This is a genomic window from Frankia sp. EI5c (assembly GCF_001636565.1).
Classification (GTDB): domain Bacteria; phylum Actinomycetota; class Actinomycetes; order Frankiales; family Frankiaceae; genus Parafrankia.
The window spans coordinates 1-20,596 of sequence record NZ_LRTK01000114.1; the positions used below are offsets into that span (position 1 = coordinate 1).

The 20,596-nt window shown below is 67.8% G+C and carries 17 protein-coding genes and 7 pseudogenes; 13 read left to right on the plus strand and 11 right to left on the minus strand.

What is annotated here, in order from left to right:
• Window positions 1-138 precede the first annotated feature (138 nt).
• The 6 genes and pseudogenes from UG55_RS28910 to UG55_RS48265 all read left to right on the plus strand — a co-directional run.
• A complete protein-coding gene (locus UG55_RS28910; RefSeq protein ID WP_128423182.1) occupies window positions 139-669 on the plus strand; it encodes a hypothetical protein in 531 nt (176 codons plus the stop codon).
• Window positions 670-1,356: 687 nt separating this feature from the next.
• Window positions 1,357-1,581: a hypothetical protein gene (locus tag UG55_RS25415; RefSeq protein ID WP_066074161.1), complete on the plus strand. Its 225-nt coding sequence runs from the start codon at window positions 1,357-1,359 to the stop codon at window positions 1,579-1,581.
• Window positions 1,578-1,754: pseudogene (locus tag UG55_RS43790) on the plus strand (VapC toxin family PIN domain ribonuclease); the annotation flags it as partial. The gene UG55_RS25415 and the pseudogene UG55_RS43790, both read left to right, overlap by 4 nt.
• 1 nt (window position 1,755) lies before the next feature.
• Window positions 1,756-1,988 (plus strand): annotated as a pseudogene (locus tag UG55_RS43795) (PIN domain-containing protein); the annotation flags it as partial.
• 393 nt (window positions 1,989-2,381) lie between these two features.
• The coding region (locus UG55_RS48260; RefSeq protein ID WP_396231021.1) for a hypothetical protein at window positions 2,382-2,439 on the plus strand (58 nt) is incomplete at its 3' end.
• A 1-nt stretch (window position 2,440) separates the two neighbouring features.
• Window positions 2,441-3,023: pseudogene (locus UG55_RS48265) on the plus strand (tyrosine-type recombinase/integrase); the annotation flags it as partial.
• Window positions 3,024-3,476: 453 nt separating this feature from the next.
• On the opposite strand, the pseudogene UG55_RS25435 reads toward UG55_RS48265, so the two are convergent.
• From UG55_RS25435 to UG55_RS29700, 4 genes and pseudogenes are all read right to left on the minus strand, one after another.
• Window positions 3,477-4,374: pseudogene (locus UG55_RS25435) on the minus strand (ImmA/IrrE family metallo-endopeptidase).
• A gap of 28 nt (window positions 4,375-4,402) precedes the next feature.
• On the minus strand, window positions 4,403-4,954 hold the full coding sequence (locus UG55_RS48270; RefSeq protein ID WP_396231022.1) for an EamA family transporter: 552 nt from the start codon (window positions 4,952-4,954) through the stop codon (window positions 4,403-4,405).
• 397 nt (window positions 4,955-5,351) lie between these two features.
• Window positions 5,352-5,681, minus strand: a complete 330-nt coding sequence (locus tag UG55_RS29695; protein ID WP_199865266.1) for a hypothetical protein — start codon at window positions 5,679-5,681, stop codon at window positions 5,352-5,354.
• An 8-nt stretch (window positions 5,682-5,689) separates the two neighbouring features.
• A complete protein-coding gene (locus UG55_RS29700; protein WP_199865267.1) occupies window positions 5,690-6,040 on the minus strand; it encodes a hypothetical protein in 351 nt (116 codons plus the stop codon).
• A 425-nt stretch (window positions 6,041-6,465) separates the two neighbouring features.
• On the opposite strand from UG55_RS29700, the gene UG55_RS43805 reads away from it, so the two are divergent.
• Window positions 6,466-6,693, plus strand: coding sequence for a CGNR zinc finger domain-containing protein (locus UG55_RS43805; protein ID WP_255360538.1), 228 nt, complete (start codon window positions 6,466-6,468; stop codon window positions 6,691-6,693).
• On the opposite strand, the gene UG55_RS25455 is transcribed toward UG55_RS43805, so the two are convergent.
• Window positions 6,675-7,373 (minus strand): SDR family oxidoreductase, encoded by a 699-nt coding sequence (locus tag UG55_RS25455; protein ID WP_066074174.1) that lies wholly within the window; start codon window positions 7,371-7,373, stop codon window positions 6,675-6,677. The two genes, UG55_RS43805 and UG55_RS25455, sit on opposite strands and share 19 nt — an antisense overlap.
• Window positions 7,374-7,444: 71 nt before the next feature.
• On the opposite strand from UG55_RS25455, the gene UG55_RS25460 reads away from it, so the two are divergent.
• Both UG55_RS25460 and UG55_RS25465 read left to right on the plus strand, forming a co-directional pair.
• A complete protein-coding gene (locus UG55_RS25460) occupies window positions 7,445-7,927 on the plus strand; it encodes a helix-turn-helix domain-containing protein (RefSeq protein ID WP_066074177.1) in 483 nt (160 codons plus the stop codon).
• A gap of 85 nt (window positions 7,928-8,012) precedes the next feature.
• Entirely contained in the window at window positions 8,013-8,858 is an 846-nt protein-coding gene (locus tag UG55_RS25465) for a YihY/virulence factor BrkB family protein (RefSeq protein ID WP_242425103.1), read from the plus strand.
• Between the two features lie 150 nt (window positions 8,859-9,008).
• Here the strand turns inward: UG55_RS25465 and UG55_RS25470 are convergent, their stop codons facing one another.
• Window positions 9,009-9,470: a pyridoxamine 5'-phosphate oxidase family protein gene (locus tag UG55_RS25470; RefSeq protein ID WP_066074183.1), complete on the minus strand. Its 462-nt coding sequence runs from the start codon at window positions 9,468-9,470 to the stop codon at window positions 9,009-9,011.
• Between the two features lie 347 nt (window positions 9,471-9,817).
• The gene (locus UG55_RS25475) at window positions 9,818-10,507 is read right to left on the minus strand and encodes an NADPH-dependent F420 reductase (RefSeq protein ID WP_066074204.1); all 690 of its coding nucleotides are present in this window, start codon (window positions 10,505-10,507) and stop codon (window positions 9,818-9,820) included.
• Window positions 10,508-11,003: 496 nt separating this feature from the next.
• Here UG55_RS25475 and UG55_RS30440 point away from each other — a divergent pair.
• From UG55_RS30440 to UG55_RS30445, 3 genes and pseudogenes are all read left to right on the plus strand, one after another.
• The coding region (locus tag UG55_RS30440; protein WP_206779434.1) for a serine/threonine-protein kinase at window positions 11,004-12,380 on the plus strand (1,377 nt) is incomplete at its 3' end.
• A gap of 1 nt (window position 12,381) precedes the next feature.
• Window positions 12,382-12,491: pseudogene (locus UG55_RS48275) on the plus strand (serine/threonine protein kinase); the annotation flags it as partial.
• A 498-nt stretch (window positions 12,492-12,989) separates the two neighbouring features.
• Complete coding sequence (locus tag UG55_RS30445) at window positions 12,990-13,691, plus strand: hypothetical protein (RefSeq protein ID WP_206779435.1); 702 nt, start codon at window positions 12,990-12,992, stop codon at window positions 13,689-13,691.
• A 1,035-nt stretch (window positions 13,692-14,726) separates the two neighbouring features.
• On the opposite strand, the gene UG55_RS25490 is transcribed toward UG55_RS30445, so the two are convergent.
• The 4 genes and pseudogenes from UG55_RS25490 to UG55_RS43820 form a co-directional block, all read right to left on the minus strand.
• The gene (locus UG55_RS25490; RefSeq protein ID WP_242425104.1) at window positions 14,727-15,545 is read right to left on the minus strand and encodes an S-adenosyl-l-methionine hydroxide adenosyltransferase family protein; all 819 of its coding nucleotides are present in this window, start codon (window positions 15,543-15,545) and stop codon (window positions 14,727-14,729) included.
• Between the two features lie 281 nt (window positions 15,546-15,826).
• Window positions 15,827-16,391: MMPL family transporter (locus tag UG55_RS43810; protein ID WP_396231020.1), on the minus strand; the 565-nt coding region annotated here is incomplete at its 5' end.
• 1 nt (window position 16,392) lies between these two features.
• Window positions 16,393-16,807: pseudogene (locus UG55_RS43815) on the minus strand (MMPL family transporter); the annotation flags it as partial.
• 1 nt (window position 16,808) lies between these two features.
• Window positions 16,809-18,130: pseudogene (locus UG55_RS43820) on the minus strand (MMPL family transporter); the annotation flags it as partial.
• A 546-nt stretch (window positions 18,131-18,676) separates the two neighbouring features.
• Here UG55_RS43820 and UG55_RS25500 point away from each other — a divergent pair.
• Window positions 18,677-19,318 (plus strand): DsbA family oxidoreductase, encoded by a 642-nt coding sequence (locus tag UG55_RS25500; protein WP_066074199.1) that lies wholly within the window; start codon window positions 18,677-18,679, stop codon window positions 19,316-19,318.
• Window positions 19,319-20,596 lie beyond the last annotated feature (1,278 nt).

Below are 20,596 nucleotides of genomic sequence, written 5' to 3' on the forward strand. Positions count from 1 at the left end.
CGTCATGGGATTCTTCGGCGATCCCCACCTCGCCTGCATCAACTGGGAGCGAGTCCAGATACTTGCGTGCTTCTTAGTAGGGACCTAGTTCACCACTATCTACTGGCGGTTGCAGCCAATGAGCCGATGATTAGTTTTTTGAGCTACTACCACATCGCTGAACATTTTTTTGAGCAGATATACAGCGAGGATGTCGTCCGGCAGGTACGGAAAAAGATTCAGGCTCCCGGGTTCTCCTCGAATCGTGAACGCGATATATCTCAGCTGGTAAAACTCGTATCGAAGCTGACGCGCGAGCAGCGCGAGGATGCGGCCCCCATGAACGAACAGCGAGCCCTAGAACTCGTACTCACGAAGTACGTGAATATCTCGGATCTCATGGACGCCGTAGGGTCACTTGATCGAAACTCTATTCATCACTATAAGAACAATAAGGTAGACTTCTCCGATGGAGATGTCGTGCCATTCGATGGAACTGAAGAGTCAAGGGTGGTCACTCTGCTAGCGAGGCGCATTTACAAGACACGAAATGCGATTGTACACTCTAAAAACAACGAACTTCCGAGATATCGGCCCTTCTATCACGCCAAAAGCCTACACAAGGAAATACCTCTACTGAGGTCAATAGCCGAGGCAATACTCGTCGGAAGCGCCCAGCCCATCACTTAGAAGAAGTTCAATTGGCCACCGTGGACTCCGCGAGCGGGAACGCCGACGATCTTCCGTCGGTAGACCGTCGACACTGACCCCACCCCTGACCACCAAGACGTCACCCGCAGTTGACAAGGGTGGATGCTGGCAGACGCTGCCCGACAGAACGCGCGAGGCCAGCGAAACGCAGTGGACTTCCGCGGATTTCCACTGAAGATCCAGATGTAACTACGGATTTGCTGCTCCTCGGCGGGTTGTCGGCGGCACCGGTCCATCCGGCCTGGTGTAGCAGCGCCTGTAGCAACGACCGTGGACATCGGCGGACGACTATGGACGCCGGTGGACATCGCGACCTGTGCGGGTCCCGCCGCCGCAGTGATCGAATCGGGCCTTCTAAGCACTGGGTCGCAGGTTCGATCCCTGCCGGGCGCACCAGCCAGCGTGATCAAGCCTCTGACCTGCATGAGCAGGTTCGCACGCGGCCCCGAGANCTGGAAGACGTCCACACGCAGGACCCGGTCAGAGGCCCGCGGGTTCGGGTTCGTCCACCGCCTCGCAAGATCGAAATCACCGACCGCAGCAGTGGGTGCTGCCGGGTCTGTGGGTGCCTGTGACCGCTGGGTCTCAACGAGATGCCGGACTTCCCGGGACGGAGACCACGTCGGTAGCAGGGCCAGCGGTGGGCACGGCTCCTACACTGGATGCATGACCGTGCGCGAGGAAGCACACCGGCTGCTTGACGCGCTGCCGGAAGACCGGCTATCCGAAGCCGTTGAGCTGCTGCGGCAATGGGCAGCAGCCGAGCACGGCGAGCGCCCCCGTCGCCGGTTCCGCACGACCGCCGTCTTCGACGGTGAGCCGGATCTGGGCGAGCGCACCAAGGAAGTCGTACGCGACGTGTGGGGTGCCGAGGGGCGCCGCACCGCGTGATCGTCGTCGACACCGGCCCGGTGGTGGCGGTCGCCAACCGCAAGGACGATCACCACCGGCAGTGCGTCGACCTGCTCCAGAACTTTCCCGGGCCACTTCTGCTCCCAGCTCCGCTCCTCTCGGAGATCGGCTACATGCTCTTCAGCCGGGCCGGAGCGAAGGCCGAGGCCGACNTTCTGCGCGACGTGGCGGACGGTGTCTACGAGCTGGCGCCCGTCACACCTGCCGACGCCCATCGGGCCGCGGCTCTGGTCGAACGGTATGCGAGTCTGCCCCTGGGCACCGCCGACGCCTTCGTCGTCGCGGTCGCCGAGAGGTTCCAGGCGGTGCACGTCGCCACGCTGGATCGCCGCCACTTCAGCGTGGTCCGTCCAAGCCACGTCCCCGCCTTCACTCTGCTGCCTTAGCCGGCCGTCAGCCAGTTTTCCTGGCGTTCGTGTTGCCGCTGTAGCCGGCGCTACGGATCTTCGCGTGGATGGGTTCGATGGACACCGCCGGGCCGTTGACCTGCAGGTTTAGGTTCGCATTAGTGCTAGTTGGGTGCACAAACCCTTACGCCGCAGCGGTTCCCACCCTCTCGTCCCTCCGCTCGCTACGCGCTAGTCGTTGGTGCCATCGGATAACTTTCACTGTGTGACGAATCCAGAACAGCGCGTAGCCAAGATCGGGCGGGGGTCCTTCGGCTCCCTGCTCGGCTCCTGGCTGATCTCCTTGCGGGCGGCCGGCGAGAGTGACCAGCGTGTCGGACCTACATCGAGGCCGCGGCCCTGCTCCACGAGTTCCTTGCCGACGAGGCCACCGTGACCGGAGCGCGCGACGTCCACCGGACGCACATCGAACGGTGGCTCGCGGACCTGCNGGAGCGCGGGCAGTCCCCCTCCACGGTGAACAACCGATACCGGGCGTTGCAGCAGTTCTTCCGCTGGTGCGTCGAGGAGGACGAGATCGAGGTCTCGCCGATGGCGCGGATGTCGACACCGCCCGTACCGGAGATCCTCGTGCCGGTCATGTCCGAGAACGACCTGAAGATGCTGATCAAAAGCCTGGAGAAGGGGAAGTCGTTCCAGGACAAGCGCGATCATGCGATCGTCCGCCTGTTCCTAGACACGGGGCTTCGCCGCGCGGAGCTCGCCGGGATCAGGCAGGCGGACATCGACGAGCAGCGCCGGGTAGTGCTCGTGCACGGGAAGGGCGGCCGGGACCGGCAGGTCCGCTACGGGCTGCGGACGGCGCAGGCGCTGGACCGGTACAAGCGCGCGCGGGCGCAGGAGAGGTCAGCTGAGCTGGCGGCGTGGTGGCTGGGAGTGAAGGACCAGCGCAGCCTGGACGTCAGTGGCCGGCACGCCGTCTGGCTGGTCAGGGCCCGGGGCCGCCGGCGGACGGGCGTGCTCCCGGACGAACGCGGACAGCACTTCCCGGACGGTGCGCTGATCTTCGGGTGAGTCCCCCGCGATTCGTTCCAGGGCGTGGATTCCTCCGAGCCGGCTATCGATGGCGTCCCCGCCGAGAAGGCCGATGGCCGCGACGTACAGCTCCCGGACATGGGTGTCTCGGTTCGCCCGTCGTACCTCGGCGTTCGCCTGCCCGGTCTCGTCCAACGCGATCAGCCCCCCGGCTACGGCGACGAACGCCGCAGCCACGGTCAGCAACCCGCCCTGCAACGCCGCGTGGGCTTCCTCCCCCTCGTACATCCGGTCCGGCAGATGGAAGACCCCTGCCACAGCGGCGGCAGCTCCGGCCACGCTGAGCCCGACGAAGAGCCACAGCCGCCGCCGGCCGGCCTGCCGACGCGCATCCCCGTTGTCGACCATGGGCAGGGTTGTACGCCACCAGAAGACCGCAGGGAGCGTCCTTGTGCCACTGGTGATGATCGGCAACCGATTGGCGGCCGGGTATCACCCGGCAGTCGGTCTCGCCGCAGACCCCGCGCGCTCTGCCTCGGCCACCAATCGGCGGCCCTGCCAGGCGGCCGGAGACGGGCGGGCCGGAGCATGCCCGGCGGCGTGGCTCTGGCCCTCCACCATCGACGTCCGGCAGGTCGGCAGGTCGGCACTGTCAGTCCACGCCCGGGGTGGCTCTCCTGCTTCGATGCCCGCTTCGCGGAGCTCCGCCTCGACGGTTGCGACGTCGACCCCGCGGAGCGTAGCCAGAGCCTGCGCGGAGACAACGTGTTCCAGATAGCCGTTGATCGCGCGCGAGGAGCCGCTGGGGAGCCCGACGCCGGTCGGACTCGGCCTGCAGGGCACGGTACTGGTCGATCCAGCCGAACCGCGCTGCCAGCCACGGCGTGGCGACAGCTCGCCACTGCGCTTTCACGGCTTCCGTGATGTATCCAGCCTGTTCCAAGGCGATCGCGGCGATCGGCGTGGATACCAGGAAACGCTGCGTCACCTGTGAAAGCAGCGCAAGGTCCATGTCCTGCGGGCCGCGGTCGCCGAGGAACTCCCGCAGCCCTTCCACGGGTATGAGCAGGTGCCGGGCGAAGGCGTCCGCTCGTACCTCCTCTGGTCGACGCTCGCTCCAGGTTCCTTCCGCGGCGGGCGACCAGTCCTCGAACAGGACATGCGCCAGTTCGTGGGCGAGGGTGCTGCGCTGCCGCATCGGCCGGTCGGTACGCGCCACACCGATGAACACCGAGTTCCGGAGCGGGTCGCGCACCGTGAGCCCGTGCTCGTCCGGGCCTGCGTCGAGTACTGCGACGTCGATCCCGGTGGTCTGCTCGACGAGCGACACAAGATGACCCAATGCCTCCAACCCGTTTGAGGTGACGGGCAGCAGCCCGGTCCGCTGCACAGCCCAGAACGACCGGATCTCTGTCAGGTCAGGTCTTCACGGTGACGGAGTGCGGTGGGCCTGCAGTGGCGTCCTTCGGACGGGAAACCACGAGGGCGGCCGTGGTGATGAGCAGAACCGCGATCACCTGCCGAGGGCTGAGCTGCTCCCCCAGCAGGAGATAGCCGACGATGCCGCCGACCGCCGGGCCCAGGCAGAGCAGGACACCGAAGACTCTGGCGCTGGTTCTCCGCAGTGCGTGCAGATCGAGCGTGTAGGGAAGCCCCGAGGAGAGAACCGCGACCAGCAGGCCCAGAGCCAGGTTCCTCGGATCACCGAGGCGGTCGATGCGCCCAGAAGCCAGGGCGAACGGCGTGAAGACCAACGCGCCGACGAGGAGCGCGACGGCGAGACCTGACAGGTCCGCGGTCCGGCGCCCGATGTGCCCGGTCAGCAGGACGTAGGAGGCGCGCAGCATCGCCGCGAGCAGGCCCAGTGCCAGGCCCGCGACAGTGACGCCGGCTCCGCTGGGAAACGCGATCAGTGTGATTCCGCCGAATGCCAGTACCGCTGCGAGGATGTCTGCCCGGCTCCGCGACATCACGGTCGCCACGGCGAGTGGTCCGAGCAGCTCCAGCACGGCCGCGATGCCGAGGGGTAGGANGGCGACGGCCTGGAAGTACGCCATGTTCATGGCCGCGAGGACGCAGCCCAGTGCGGCTATCGGACGTATGCCCCTGGCCCAGATCACTCGAAGGTTGGGCCGAGCGAGGGCGAGCAGGAGCAGCGCGGCGAACCACAGGCGCATCAGGACGGTCGTGGTGGTGCCCACGGCGGGGAACAGGTTCTTGGCCACCGCGGCGCCGCACTGCAGGCTCAGGACCTGGGCGAGCACGAGGCCCGCGGGCACCCACCGGCCCCGGGCGCCGTCCTGGCGGCGGGCGCCGTCCTGGCGGCGGCGTTGCGGGTCGCGGCTCGGGTCCCACGGGCCGGTGTCGCTAGCGGGCCCGAGCAGCGGGCACCGCGTTCGCATGGGCTCGGATCTCCAGGCCACCCGCGAGGTCACCCCTCAGGTCACCCGCCGCGCGCATCCGGGCGACCACGCCCCGCCAGTAGTGCACGGTCAGGTCGAGGAAGCCGTCGAAGCCGGCCTGGACCCGGGCAAGGTCGGTGGCGTCGGCGCACACCTGGGGGGCGGCGGACTCGACCGCCTGGATCCGGTGTTCCTTCTCCGCCTCCCCGATGTGGACGTAGAAGTACTCGCAGTGCTCGTGGAACTCCTCTTCGGAGCTGTAGTAGCTCTTGTAGTTGCGAACGCCCTCGTACAACCTCACCATCATCGAGTACGCCAGCCATTCCTGCGCCAGCAGGGCTCCCTGGACAACCCGCTGGTCCGCACCTTCTCCGGGTCACCCCCGCCATATTCGGAGAACAGATTCTTCACGCATTCGACCCGTGCGGCACGGTCTGCCGTGTTCACTACGGACAGCGCCACCATCTCGCTCGTCCTGATGGTTCTGGTCAGGTATTCCACGGCGAACACCCTGACTTCCTCCGCTGGCAGGGGCCGAGTCGTCCACCTCTCGTAGAAGTCGTTCCGCAGTGCCTCGTGCCGGAAGACGGAGCCGGCCATCTTCTGGATCTCGCCCCGCAGGGTGCCGGCGGCCGTCGCATGCATCACCGTCACGAACTCAGCTCCTCTGACGATAGGCGCGTCTTGCACGGCACCTCCGAGAGTGCTGGACTGGCAAGGTGCAATTCAACCATTACAGTATGCATGGGGCTCACCTGGCGGCTGACCTGGCAAATCTCGAGCGGAATGCACCCGCGCATCTGGTGCGGGCGGTTCTGCNGGGCCACGCGGTGGTCGGGGCGGAACTCGACAACGACGCCGCGCGAACGGACCTGCTGCGCTGGGCCGACCGACTGGGCGCGTGTTTCGGCCTGCCGTCGGACGACCGGCTCCACGGCCTGGTCAACGACCTGCTGGCGGAATCAACCGGCTCGCCGTATATCTCGGCGCATGACGGGCGTCCGCACCTGCATTACCGGCTGCCTGATTCTGGCGTCGTGGCGCGGATCAAAGCGATCACGAGCTCGGGGTTGGCTCAGGTGATCTGCGGTGGCGGGGCGGACCGGCTCGGGCGCTGCAGACACGCGACGTGCGAGATGGCATTCGTCGACGTGTCGCGCAACGGCCGGCGCAGCTACTGCTCCGTCAGATGCGCGAACACGGCTGCCGTGGCCCGCCATCGTGCCACGGCAGCCGAGATGACGGACCCGGCGCCTCGGCGCGACGTCCGGTCGCACCACCGGCGCCCTCAGACGGCCGACGGGTAGAGGCCGGTGACACCCGCGGAGAGCCCTGCCTGGACCTGCCGGCTGGTCTCGTCGGCGACGATCTCGGGTGCACCCGCTTCGATGCCGTCGAGTGCGATCTTGGCGATGACCGCCGGATCGCTCTTGGGCGCACTGATGTGCGCGGTCATGTCGGTGTCCATGTAGCCGATGTGCAGGGAGCTCACCCTGGTCCCCTGCGCCGCCAGTTCCAGGCGCAGCGCGTTGGTCAGTGACCACTCGGCCGACTTCGCGGCGCAGTATGCGCCTGTCTGCGGAAAACTCAGCCACGAGAGCACCGACAGCACGTTCAGGACGCAGCTCTCGTCGTGCTCGGCGAGCCGCGGGGCGAAAGCCCGGATCACGGCCAGCGTCCCGAAGTAGTGGGTGTCCATCTCAAGCCGGATGTCGGCGATCCGCCCCGTCAACAGCGACGAGCCGGTCGACGAACCGGCGTTGTTGACGACCACGGAGACGCCGTCGGTCGCTGCTGCGGCAGCGGCCACCGAATCGGCGTCGGTCACGTCCAGGGCGATCGGGACGACCCCCGGAAGATCAACGGTGGCCGGGTTGCGGGCACCCGCGTAGACGGTGGCGCCCCGGTCTCGGAGCTGCTCGGCCAGGTGACGCCCGAAGCCTCGGTTGGCCCCGGTGACCAGGGCGGTCCTTCCAGCGATCTTCATAGTTCCTCCTGGGTAGGTTTCTACAACCTAGCAGGCTGGATATGAATGGCCAACTTAGATATCATGGGCCGATGCCGAAGGTGCCCGACTCGACCTGCTCGATCGCGCGCAGCCTGGGCGTGCTCGGAGAACGCTGGACGCTGCTGGTCCTGCGGGACGCCTTCCTCGGAGCGACCAGGTTCAGCCAGTTCCGCGCCAGCCTGGGCATCGCTCCCGACGTGCTGACCGATCGCCTGGCCACCCTGGTCGAGTACGGGATCATGCGGCGCGAGCCGTATCAGGAGCCAGGCGCCCGCCCCCGCTTCGGCTATCACCTGACGCCGGCGGGCCGCGAGCTTCACGTGGTCCTGACCGCACTGCAGCAGTGGGGCGACGATCATCTACCCCACCCGGAGGGGCCCAGCGTGCTGCGTCGGGTCACCGGCACCGACCGCCCGGTCCGCGTCGGCTTCCTCGACCCCGACGGGCGCGAGGTCCAGCCGGAGGACGTCACACTGGTCATGACCTCGGCTTACCCGGCCTCGAACGAGCCACCACCGGCGGGCACCGGCTGACCGAGCAGCAGATCAACTGCTGTTCCCACACCGAACCCGACGCAGACACCGTGCGGGGCGGCCGTCCTCTGTGGACGCTGTCGGTGTGGAAGGTGCGCCGGCAAGAGTGGCCCGGCAGGCCGTAGCGCTGGGTCGGGAGGTCGCCGACGGCCTGCGCGGCCACGACCTTGCGCTGATGTCCGCCGGGGTCACCTACTATGCCGCGATCGCACTGGTCCCGGGTGTGCTGGTCGCGATCAGCCTGATCAGCGTGCTGCTCGGCGAACCGCGCACCCGCGAGCTCGGCGGCTCGCTGGCCGAGGCCCTGCCCGTCGGTCTGGGCGCACCCGCGGTCGTCGACACGGCCTTCCAGGCCGCGACGACGATGTCGCCGCTGGTCGTGGCAGGCGCGGCGCTACCAGCCACGTTCTACGGCGAAGGGCTGCGTCGCGCGTTCGTGCGGCTCGCCGGACAGCGTGAGGATCTGGTCGGATGGCGCGGCCGCCTCAGCGTGCTGCCGCTTCTGGCCGCCGCGCCGGTGCTGCTGCTTCCGGTGCTGCTCGTGACGCCGGTACTCGCGCGGCTGTTCGCCGACAGCGGCCTGTCGGCGGCTCTCGGCGTGGTCGTCGCGTTCACGGTCGACTGGCTGGTACTGACCGCGACGCTGACCTTTGTCTACCGGGTTGTCGGCCCGGGCCGGCCGGCCTGGCCGGCGACGTTGTGCGCCGCGGGAACGACCGGATCCTTCGTCGCGGGGTTCGTGCAGGGTTTCGTCCTCTTCCTGTCGTTCACCCTGGATCTCGGCGCCCCGTTCGGTGGCTTCTATCCGGTGGGCGCGGCCGTCGCGGTCGGCTTCTGGCTTTTCCTTCTCCACCTCATCGTCCTGACCGGGTACGTACTCGCGCTGCGACTGGGCGCGAAAATGCCACAACCAAGGCCCGGCGCGCGCTGAGGTGACGCCACGGCGTCAGACCGCGCCTCGCCACATAGGCGTGCGTGACCGAGGTGGAGCGGGCCCCCGCGGTTGGTGTCGGCAGGACCGCCCGGCCTCCGCCCAGCATCCCCGCGGTGGCGGCTCACCAGCGCGGGGCCGGGTCGAAGGTCAGCTCTCCGAGCGCACGACCGCCCGCCCGGTCACCGAACGCGGAACGATCCGGATCCAGTACGGCCGCTCGACGACGTCCGCCCAGGGCTCCAGGCCGAGACGCTCCAGCGCCGAGGTCTGGGCACCGTCGACGACGGCGCTGGCCACGCCGGTGACCAGGACACTCCACCCCGCCCTGGTCTTCGGGTCGAACCAGTCGGCCTGGAAGGAGACCGAGCCGTGGTTCACCGCCGCCGACAGCTTGGAGCCGACAGCCGACCGGAAGACCACACTGTCGCCGTCCACCGCGTGGTTGACGGTCAGCAGGACGACCTCGCCGTCCGACACGAAGGCCACCCGGCCGACCGGCACCGTGCCCAACAGCCGGATGCAGACCTCGGACGGCAGCACGGCGAGGCCGGCATGATCAAGCGCGAACTCCTCGGAATCGATCAGATCCTGCAGCGACAACGGGCCCACAGCTACTCCTCGACCTGACCGGCGGAAACCGATCCGCCGGACATGCCGGCCGGTGGCCCCGCGTGTCCCGTCCTGTTCGTCGACACCCGATGCTGGCGCCCAGACCGTACCGTCGCCGTGTCGGCCGCGGCCACCCGGAGCTCCTCCGCCAGCCCTGCGCGTCGGTCCCCCGCGGATCCCTCCCCGGGGGGTTCGAGGTATTGACCCCGGAACGGTCGAGACGATGCAGGTCGGCGCATACGGCAGGGCTCGCTCGGAGGCGCGCAGGCCGGGCCAGCACCGCGTGCGCCCGGGGAACGCGTCCTGGCAGAGCACACCGGCCGGCCCCGGTCACGTCGACCGAGTCCTCAGCCGGCGACGTCCGCGTATCGGCGGGAAGCCGCGAGGGCCGCCCGCACCCTGTCAGGGCCGGCGGGGCGCGCCACGCCGGGGAAGCCGCCGGTGGAGTAGAGGCCGGCGTAGGCGGCGGTGTCCCGCTGGTAGCGCCAGCCCTCGGCGAGCGGACCGGCATCCACAGCGTCATAACCGATCGCGTCGAGGAACCCGGTGACGGTCGCCTTCGCCGCCGGGTCATCGCCGGCGATCGCCAGCGCCGAGCGGTCGGGGGCGCCAGCCGGTCGGGCCAGTTCCAGGAGATGCACGAAGTAGATGTTGTTGAACGCCTTGACCACCTTGGACGTCGGCAGATGCTCCTGGAGCAGTTCGCTGGTGGTGGTCGACTCGTCTTCAAGAGCGGCGATCACCCCGTCACGCTGCGGGTAGTAGTTGTTGGTGTCGATGACCACCTTGCCGGCGAGTGGCTCCACCGGGACGTCGAGGTAGGCCCGCAGCGGCACGGTCACCACCACCAGGTCACCGGCGGCACCGGCCTCGGCGGATGTCGCCGCCCGAGCGCGCGGCCCGAGCTCGGCGACCAGGTCAGCCAGGGTCTCCGGCCCCCGGGAGTTACTCAGAACCACGTCATATCCGGCGGCCACGGCGAGTCGCGCCAACGTTCCGCCGATGTTTCCACTGCCGATGAGTCCGAGAGTCGTCATGCCCCGGACAACCTCCGGTGCCGCGGCCGTAATTCCGCGGCGGTCGACGACGCGCGGGTGCCAGGCCACCCACGCACCTTCCGTGGCAGTCACCCGGTTGTGGCACCGTTCACCGGCCCTGGACGCTCCACCGCGGATACGCGCATCGTGCCGAGCCCTGGCCGCGCATCCCTCTCGGGCCGTGGCGGCCGCGATACCGGCGCGATCTGACCGGCGGAGCCCGATGGCACAATGTCCGGGTGTGCAACGGGGGCACTACAGACGGACTGGCCTGCGGTGGCGACTGAGGTTCCCGGCTATCGACTCGCGGAGACCCTGGCCCACGGCCGCCGCGGCCCGCTCCGCGCGGGCGTCCAGGTGGACAATCACCAGCGTGTGGTCGTCCACCTGATCAAAGCCCGGCTCGAGGGCGCCTCTCTCGACCGTCTGCGTGCCCGCACGCGCCAGTTACGGGAACTACCTCCCAGTGCGCAGATCGTGCCGCTGATCGCCGACGGTGTCACCTCCGACGGCCACCGCCTACCTCGTCTCACCTCGGATGGAACGCTCCCTCGCCGACCTCCTGCACGCCGACGGCCCACTCCCCCTCGACCTCGTCCTGTCCACCAGCACCGCCATCGTCGGCGCCCTCGACGCCATGCACACCCGCCACGTACTCCACGGGAACATCACCCCGGGAAACCTGCTCCTGCGCCCCGACGGCGGCATCGCACTCGCCGACGCCCGCATCGACGTTCTCGACGAAGCCACCGAAACCGGTCCCGGTCTGCACTGGCCACCGGAGGCGGTTCATGGCTTCGACTGGACGCCGGCCAGCGACGTCTACATGGCCGGTTCCGCGTTGTGGACGCTGCTCACCGGCAGGTCCCCCTACCGCGATCTGCCCGGCCTGCTCGCCCAGCGACTACCCGAGCTGGACCGCCAGGACGTCCCCGCCGACGTGGCCGACCTGCTCCGCTCCATGCTGGCACCCGCCCCGGCGGACCGTCCCTCGCTCGTCGCCGGGTTGACCGGGGGGTTTCAGGCAGCCCTGGCGGACGCCCGTGTGGGTGGAATGCCTGGCCTGGCGCATCTCGGCGCGGCGGGGACGGCCTCGGCGCGTGCTAGCCGGGGAGTGGCTGTCGCGCCGCCGTGGTCCGGGCGAGTGGGCGACAGCCGTATCCACGGCCCCGAGCGGCACGGCCCGGACCATGCCAAGCACGGCCAGGCTGGAGAGGGCGGCCGGATCATCGGCCGGTACCGCATTCGTGAACGCATCGGCACGGGCGGTTTCGGCACCGTCTGGCGGGCCGAGGACGACCGTGGTCGTCAGGTCGCTGTCAAGGAGATCCGGCCCGAGCTGCTCGCGGATCGCAGGCAGGCGATCCGGTTCCAACGCGAGCTCGACCTGCTCTCCGAGCTGATCCACCCGCATCTCGTCCACGCTCTGGATATCGTCACCGACGACACCACGGCTGCCGTCGTCATGCCGCTCTACAGCGGCGACCTCACCCGGGTTCTCGCCGAGCTGCGGCCGGTCGCACCACCACCGGCCGGGTGGTACTTCGAGGTTCTGCGCCAGCTCGCCGCCGCCTTGGCCTTCCTGCACGGCCACGGTGTGGTTCACCGCGACGTCAAACCAGCGAACCTGCTGGTGGAGCAGGTTGACCCGATTCAGATCAGGCTCGCCGACTATGGCATAGCCCGTATTCTGGATTTACCGGGGGTGACTGCCTCGGAAGGTCAGCCGGGCACCCTCCCCTACATGGCACCCGAGCAGATCAACGGCCAGAAAGACGTCACCGCGGCGATCGACATCTATGCCTTCGGCGTCGTGATGTACGAGCTCCTCGCCGGCCACCGTCCCTTCGAGGGCGACGCCGGACGCATAGCCNTCGCCCACGTCCTCGAAGCCCCCCGGCGACCCGCCCGGCTGTCCGACCCGAGCTGGCAACTCATCGAACGCTGCCTGGCCAAGGTCCCCACGGAAAGACCTACGGCAGCGGAACTCTCCCGGCTGCTACGCGGCTTGTCCGAAACGGACTTCATCTCGGACACTCTGGACCTCAGTCCAGGTGATGTCCAACGCGGAAAACCGTCCGCCCTGGAGGAGTCAAGGCCCGCGGCGTCCAGCAGGGCGGACTCGCCGGCGGCCCCGACGAGAAGTCGGCGAAAGCCATGGCGCCGCTACGCTGTCTACGGAATCGCCGGGATCCTCGGCGCACTCGTCGCGAACATCGGCATTATCGTCACGCAGACGGACGGCGCGGGGAGAACAGGATCGCGGACGCCGCCCACGACCACCACGATGCCGGCCCCGTCACACGGCCCGGCCCCGTCACACAGCCCGTCCACGGGGCCGACGTCGGGCACTCAACCGTCCGAGGAGCCCACCTCGGGCACACTGCCGTCTGCGGAGCAGACCGCAGGCGCTCAACCGCCTGGGACGCAGCTGGTCGTCCGGCGCACAGGACAGGCGTCCCTGCTCCCCAATGGAGCCCATGTGGATCTCGACTCCGCCACGCCCGACTGGGGGTCGCTGGAGAAGGCGAACAACGCCATTCACGACATCATCACCACCACCAGCGGCGGCAAGGCCAATGCTGTCGGCGCCAGCGGGCTGGCGCTCCTCGGCGGCCAGGACGGCGACTACGAAACCTGCCGCTCCCAGACTTACGTGAAATCGCCTGTGGCGCTGGTGGACTTGGCGGTCGGCACCAACATCTGCGTGTTCACCAGCGAACGGAGATACGCACTCCTGGTGGCGCAAGCTCACGGAAGGCTGGGCACGACCTTCCGCGTCACAGTCTGGGGTTCGGAGGCGGCACCCGCACAGCCCGCACCCAACGCGACTGTCCGGAACACCGGCGATGTTGCGCTCAACCTCGCCGGAGCCCGGCTGAATCTCGACTCCACCGCTCCCGCCTGGGGGGCGCCCGGGGTCGCGGTCACCGACATGGACATCAACACCAGTCGCAACGTCATCTACGGCACCGAGACCTCCCAGCTCGCCATCCTGGAGGGCGAACGTGGCGACTACGAGACCTGCCGCTCCCAGACCACCTGGACGAGAAACATCAAGCTGGAGGAAGTGGGGGCGGGTACCAAGATCTGCGTCTACACCACCGAGAAGAGGTTCGCACTGATGGTGGCCCAGGAGCCCGGCGCACCCATCACCCGTTTCTCTATCACCACCTGGGGGTGAATTCAGCCGACCGGGCATCCCACACAGGCTGCAAAAATTGATAACCGGCTGTCGTGGACTGCCAACCTGTATCTCGCGTACTCGCCGAGCCACTGTCCGGTTTGTTACATTTCTCCGATCTGTAGTGACACNCCGTCCATACTCGGCCATGTGATCGTTCCCAGTGGCGACCGCCGCGGGCGCGGCGGACCCGGCCGGCGCGCGATCCGCACCGCGGGTCTCGATCCCGACCGGGACTGGCTCGAGATCGTTCGTCTCCTCGTCTTCCACGAGTTTCCGTGGGATGCCCGGACGGCCGGCAAGCTGACGATCTGGCACCTGTTCGCGGTACCGAGCACGGCGAGCGTCGTCGGATCGATCGACGCGCTCGCCGAGCGGGCGGAGGAAACCTCGCTCACGTTCGGGGACCTTCTTGAGCACGGGTTCGATTCGCCGGTGGGACGGGACGTCCTGCGAATGGTCAACAGGGCACATCGCGGGCAGGGCATCACCGATGGCGATCAGTGTTACGCCGTCGCGTCGCTCGCCGTGACCCTGGTCCGCTGGCTGGACCGGTACGGGTGGCGTTCACCTACCCCGGGCGAGCGCGCCGCCGTGGCGCGGTTCTATATCGAGCTGGGTCAACGGATGGGCGTGCGCGGCCTCCCCGCCGACTACGACGGCCTGGCCGTCTGTCTTGCTCGCTGGGAGCGCGACCATGCGGCCTACTCCCCGCTCGGGGAACGCATCAGCGAGGCGACCATCGCGCTGGCCGAGTCACAGTTGCCGCGGCCGCTGGCGCCTCTGGTCCGGCCGTTCGTCGCGACGATGCTCGAGCCGCCGGTGCGGGAGGGTGTCGGCCTGGTCCTTCCACCGGTGCCGGTCCGGGCGGCCATCCACGCNGTGCTTCGCACCCGCGCGGCCGTCGTCCGCCGGCTGCCGCCGCGGCGCCATCCGACGACCCCGCGCACCAGGCGACAGCGCCGGGACGCCCGGCAGGCACGGCTGTGGCGTCGGCTTCGGGCCGCCCGGAAACCCGGCTGCGAGCATCGCGGCTCAGGGTGCCAGGCGGATCCGGAGTAGCTCGCCGGTGCTGACGCCGAGCCGTTCCGCCGCGTTTCCGGAGTTCACCGCGATGGTCAACTGCCCCACCGCGTCCGCGTAGAAGGCCAACTCACCCACCGGGACCTCCTCGAAGACCTCGACGTAGGTCGCACTGTGTTCACCGGCGGGCGTGACACAGACCACCGGGTGGCCGACCGACAGCGAGAGGGAATCGAGCCGGTCGGCCGCGCTGGCCAGGTGAAGATTGCCGAAGTGGTCGGCCAGGATCACCTCCGACAGCAGCTCACCGCCTTCGAGCCTCTCCACCGGCGCCGGCAGGGCAACCAGTGAGTCTGTCGGTATTTCCGGCCCGACCTCGGCCAGAGCGGTACCGCGGGCGAGATGGCCGGCGACGGGCACGAAGATGTCGCGCCCGTGGAAGGTGCGTGACACCGGCTCTCGGAAGAGCTTCCTGTTGGTGAGCTCGTACGCGGCGAGCGCGCCGCCGGCCCGTTCCACCGCCCAGCCGAGAAGGCCGTTGTCCGGGCCGATGAAGATGCCGCGGGCGGTGTCCACGGCGACGGGCCGACGCTGCCCGCCGACGCCCGGATCGACAACCGCGACATGAATCGCCTTCGGCAGGTACGGCGTGACCCTGGCGAGCAGACGTGCCCCGGTCCGGATGTCCTGCGGTGGCACAGCATGGCTGATATCAATCACCCGCACGTTGGGGGTGATGCCGAGCAGCACCCCGTGGCACGTCGCCACGAAACCATCGCTGAGGCCATAGTCGGTCAGAAACGAGACGACCTGATATTCGGACACTGCCACCCTCTCCAGGAGCACCCGGGCTGTTCGCGATGACGACAACTGTCGCGTGTTGCGAGGGCATCATCGGCCAACCGGGCCTGTATGTCCGCGATTACCACACCGCCGGCGCTGATCGGCTCGTCCTGCGGCGCAGTGGCGGGAACGAGCTTCGGCGGGTGGCTCCGCCGGTTCGCCGGTTCGCCGAGGTGTTGCTGCCATCAGGCCGGCCGCCACAGCTTCCCGACCGGTGAGAGTCGGGAAGCTGTGGTCGGGGCAGCCGGACTGCACTACCGAGCAGCGGATCAGGAGCTTGCCGGCTCCGGCTCCCGTCCGGCGTTGTCGTCCACGTCGTCGTCCACGGCGTCGTCGACGACGACGGAGTCGCTGTCGACGGCGAGGGGTGCCGGGTTGGGCGTCACGACCTCGTCGGCCGGTTCGACCGAGACATGGGGAGTGATGCGGTCCAGCCATTTCGGCAGGTACCAGTTGGATTTGCCGAGCAGGTGCATGAGCGACGGCACGAGCATCGTCCGGAGGACGAAAGCGTCGAGGAACACAGCGGATGCCAGACCGGTGCCGAAAATCTTGATCGGCCGGCCGGGGCTGAGTACGAAGCCGAGGAAGACGGCGATCATGATGATGGCGGCGGCCGTGATGATGCCACCGGTCTCGCCCTGCCCGATCGTCACCGACCGCTTGTTGTCACGGGTGTGTATCCATTCCTCATGCATGCGGCTGACGAGGAACACCTGGTAGTCCATCGACAGGCCGAACAGGATGGCGAACAGCATGACCGGCATCCAGGCATCGATCGGTCCGCCGGGTCCGGCGCCCATACCCTCGGAGAGCCAGCCGTACTGGAAGATCNCCACGGCCAGACCGAACGAACCACCCGCCGCCAGCAGGTTCATCACCGCGGCGGTCAACGGGATGACCAGGCTCCGGAAAGCGATGAGCAGCAGGACGAACGACAGGCCGACCACGACCGCGATGAACACCGGCATCTTCCGGCTGAGAACCTCGGCGAAGTCGACGTTGATCGCCGTTTCACCGTAGGTGTAAATGCGGTTGTCCGTGCCGTCGTACAGCGGCGGCAAGACGGTGGAACGAAGGTGCCGGACCAGTTCGTAGGTCTTCTCCGACTGCGGTGACGTGGTCGTCTTGAACGTCACGAACGCGATTTCCTTGGCCAGCGGCAGGGTCCCGATGCTGGCCGGGTCGATTCCCGGGACGTCGGACAGCGCCTTCGACACGCGTTCCAGGTATGCGTCGTCCGCGGCGCCNGGGCCGCTCACGACGGCTTCCAGCATCGAGTTGTAGCCGACGCCGAAGTCGGAAGCGATCAGGTCGTAGCCGGCGCGGGTCGTGGCGCTCTTCGGGTCGCTGCCCTGATCGCTGGAACCCAGCTCCAGCGAGAAGAACGGCAACGCGATGACGATCATCAGCGCGCCCGAGACGATCGCGACAATGACAGGCCGGTTGGCGACGAACCGCGACCAGCTCGCCCAGAAACCAACCGGGCGGTCATCAATGAAGTCGCCGGCCCGCACCGCCGCCCGCTGCCGGCGGGGCAGCACCTTGAGGCCGAACAGGCTGAGCAGGGCGGGCAGCAGGGTGAGTGATGCGATCATGGTGAAACCGACCGCGAGCGCGGTCGCCACCGCCATGCCGTTGAAGAAGCTCACCCCGAGCGCGATGAGACCGAGAATGGCGATGCACACAGTTGTGCCGGCAAACAGCACTGCCCGCCCGGAGGTGTTCACCGCGTTCACGATCGACTCCGCGACGGGCATGCCGCGCCGGAGATTGCGGCGATGCCTCGTGACGATGAAGAGCGCGTAGTCGACGCCGACACCGATCACCATCAGCTCGGCCAGGACCGGGGTGATGTTGGAGACGTTGATGGCATGGCTGAGGATGTAGATCACGCCGAGGCCGCTGACGAGGGCGACCAGCGCGCTGGCCAACGGCAGCACCGTCGCGGCCACAGTGCGGAACACCACCGCGAGAATGATGAGCGCGGCCATGAAGCCGATGAACACCGACACGCCCGACCCGTCGCTCTGCCCGATACCGGCGAAGGCGCCACCGGTGAACTCGACCTGGAGAGAGTCGCTACGCAGCGTCTTCAGCTCGTCATAGACGTTCTTGAACAGTTCGGGCTCGAAGTGGTCGTTCTCCCACATGATCGTGACCAGCGCCGTGGTCGAGCCGCGCGCGCTGTTGAGCAGCGTCGCGCTTCCCGGTCCGCTGGCATCGCTGTTCGAGCAGTCGATCGTTTCCCACGGCGATGTGATTTGGGCCACAAAGTTGCCCGAGGCGCACACCTCGACGAAGGCCGGCTTCAGCTCCGGAGGCGCCGCGGCGAACTCCCCGGACTTGGCCTTGAGCACGACCGTGCCCGCGACGCCGTTCTGATTGTTCAGGCCAGCGTCCTCGAGCACCTCCGCCACGGACGCGGTCTCGGTGTCCGGGAGGCTGAAGGTGTCCTTGTAGGAGGCCCCGCCCATCGCACCGGCGATCACCTGTGCCGCAACGATAAAGACCACCCAGCCGATGACGACGAGCCATCGGCGACGGACAGCGAGTTCGGCAATCCGTTTCATCAGTTCTCCTGCTCAACATCGGCAACCGGNGAACGTCCTGGCATCGGCGACCAGATCCGAGCCGACCTCAGCCTTGCACAGAGGTGCGACAAGTCCGTATCCGGTTAGCACGGAGCGATCAGACGGCCGAGTGGCCTGCGACACAGGGAATGACCCTCGAGTCGCGAATTTGACTGCCTGTTGTGATGAACACCACATTCAGGGGCCGGGGTGCGGCGCGCATTCGGCAATTGACGTGCCGTGCAGCCGCTTTCCCGGCAGACAGGCAGCGAGGTAGCGGACCGTAGCCGCGCGACAGCGGACACCCNCTCACGAGCCCCAGGGCCGGTCCTCGAAGCATCCGTGGACTCGGCACCGTCGTCGGTCCCTCCCGCACCCGAGAAATCCTCCCGTAATGTCGAGCATGTGGCGGTGGTCGAACGGGGGCCGAGCCGCCTCTCCGCGCTCCGGGAGGCCGGCCGACGCGCGCTCGCGGGGCGGGCCGGGTGGGTGCCCACCGAAGCGCTGCGTCCGCTGACGGCCGGGCCGACGAAGGGGCGGTGAACCATGAAGATCGAAGTGTGGTCCGACATCGTCTGCCCGTGGTGCTACATCGGCAAGCGACGGCTGGAGGCAGCGCTCGCCCGGTATGAGCGGGCCGGCGAGGTCGAGGTGGTCTGGCGCAGTTTCCAGCTCGACCCGACGCAGCCGCGTGGGGAGAACATCCCGACCTCGGCCATGCTCGCACGCAAGTACGGCGTCGCCCCGTCCGAGGTCAGAACGATGAACGACCGCGTCAGTGCGCTGGCTGCCGAAGAAGGACTGACGTACCAGCTCGACCGGGCCGTCACCGCCAACACCTTCGACGCGCACCGCCTCGTCCACTTCGCGGCAGCGCACGGCCTGGCCGACCCGATGAAGGAGCGGCTGCTGCGTGCCGTCCTGGTGGACGGCTCCGCCGCGGATGACCTGGGCACGCTCGTCCGACTTGCCACCGAGGTCGGGCTGCCAGCCGACGCCACTCGTGACGTCCTCAACGGCGACACCTACGCCGACGACGTCCACCACGACATCCAGCAGGCCCGCACGCTCGGCATACGGGGTGTGCCGTTCTACGCCGTCGACCGCGCGTACGGCATCTCGGGCGCCCAGCCGGTGGAGACCATCCTGGACACACTGCGCAATGCTTCGGTCCCTACCGGGCCCTGACTTCGCACTCCGCACTCATGGCCCCGCTCCCGCATCGTCATGAGCCGCGGCCCGCACCAAGCCGACATGTAGCGCGACAAGCACGTATTCTCTCCGGCCGACAGCTGGTTGTCTTTCCATGCCTTCCGACGCCTGAATAGACCGAGCTCCTGAGGGAGGCCGCGGGCGGCCGGACGCCGACTACACCTTCCCGTGAACTTGTGGAGAACGCCCCATTGGGGCCTCTGTTGCGCTAGCAGCCGACTGCGCATTTCCACCGCATCACAATCGTCGGCACACAACCTCGACGTTACGTGGTGTGCGGCCGCCGGCCCCATCCAGCCGCTTTCCGGTCGGCGTGCCGTGCGGCCACCAGGCCATCGGCCTGATATCGATTGATGGTGCCCCGCAGAGACCTCCGACTGCTACGAATGTCCGTTTTAGGCGCGACGAGACCCGGCGTTTACACCTACCTCCGCGAGTAGTAAACATCGCCAGGAGGCGCGGTCGAGAACTACAGGAGAAGACCGTTGTGGCGAGTCGTTCTCCTACCGACTCCGGGTCGAGGCCACCCAGGCGCCGCAGGCACGGACACCTGCGAATACCCTGCCCTGGCCCACCGGGCGGTGCNACAGCAGCCGGTGGAAGTAGTCCAGAGGAATGATCCGGAATGGCAGACCATCGCCGGCCCTTCACCAGGAGCTGCGACACTCCGACCCCGTCGCCGCACACTCAGACTTTCGGATGAATAGGGCTACTGGCCGTTCTGGATGACCACTCCGTCCAGGCCATAACCGCTGGCCACCGACTCCGTCGTTCAGCGACGTCACGGTTTCCACGTCTAGGTGAACATCATCGTTACGAGAGGCCAGACCACCCGCGATAGCGGCACACCTCAGGCCAAAGGCAGCGGACGCCCTGCCTACGAACATGTTTTTCTCCCCCCGGATGGAGATGCCCGTCGTGAGTCGCAGTTCACTGAATCGGAAAGTAGTGAGGGCGGTCTTCCTCGCGACGGCGACCAGCAGCCTCCTCGGCCNAATGGGAGTCAGTCAGGCTGTCGCCTCAGAGAGATCACCAGCTGTCAGAGAAGTCATCCATACGAGCCCTGGAGTTCCTGGCCCCAACGGGGCTCTGAGCACCATAAGCCGAAACCCGCTGTTTCTCGATCTGTTTCGCCGCGATAAATGGAGATCTGGGCCGCAGGGACCCCAAGGCTTCCAAGGCGACACCGGCCCCCAAGGCGATACCGGCCCCCAGGGCACCCAAGGCTTCCAAGGCGACACCGGCCCCCAAGGC

What these genes read in the sequence shown, in the direction of transcription:
- UG55_RS25415 (WP_066074161.1), top strand. Translation starts at nt 1,357, where the DNA reads ATGACCGTGCGCGAGGAAGCACACCGGCTGCTTGACGCGCTGCCGGAA.
- UG55_RS48270 (WP_396231022.1), bottom strand. Translation starts at nt 4,954, where the DNA reads ATGTCGCGGAGCCGGGCAGACATCCTCGCAGCGGTACTGGCATTCGGC.
- UG55_RS25455 (WP_066074174.1), bottom strand. Translation starts at nt 7,373, where the DNA reads ATGAAGATCGCTGGAAGGACCGCCCTGGTCACCGGGGCCAACCGAGGC.
- UG55_RS25460 (WP_066074177.1), top strand. Translation starts at nt 7,445, where the DNA reads ATGCCGAAGGTGCCCGACTCGACCTGCTCGATCGCGCGCAGCCTGGGC.
- UG55_RS25475 (WP_066074204.1), bottom strand. Translation starts at nt 10,507, where the DNA reads ATGACGACTCTCGGACTCATCGGCAGTGGAAACATCGGCGGAACGTTG.
- UG55_RS25500 (WP_066074199.1), top strand. Translation starts at nt 18,677, where the DNA reads ATGAAGATCGAAGTGTGGTCCGACATCGTCTGCCCGTGGTGCTACATC.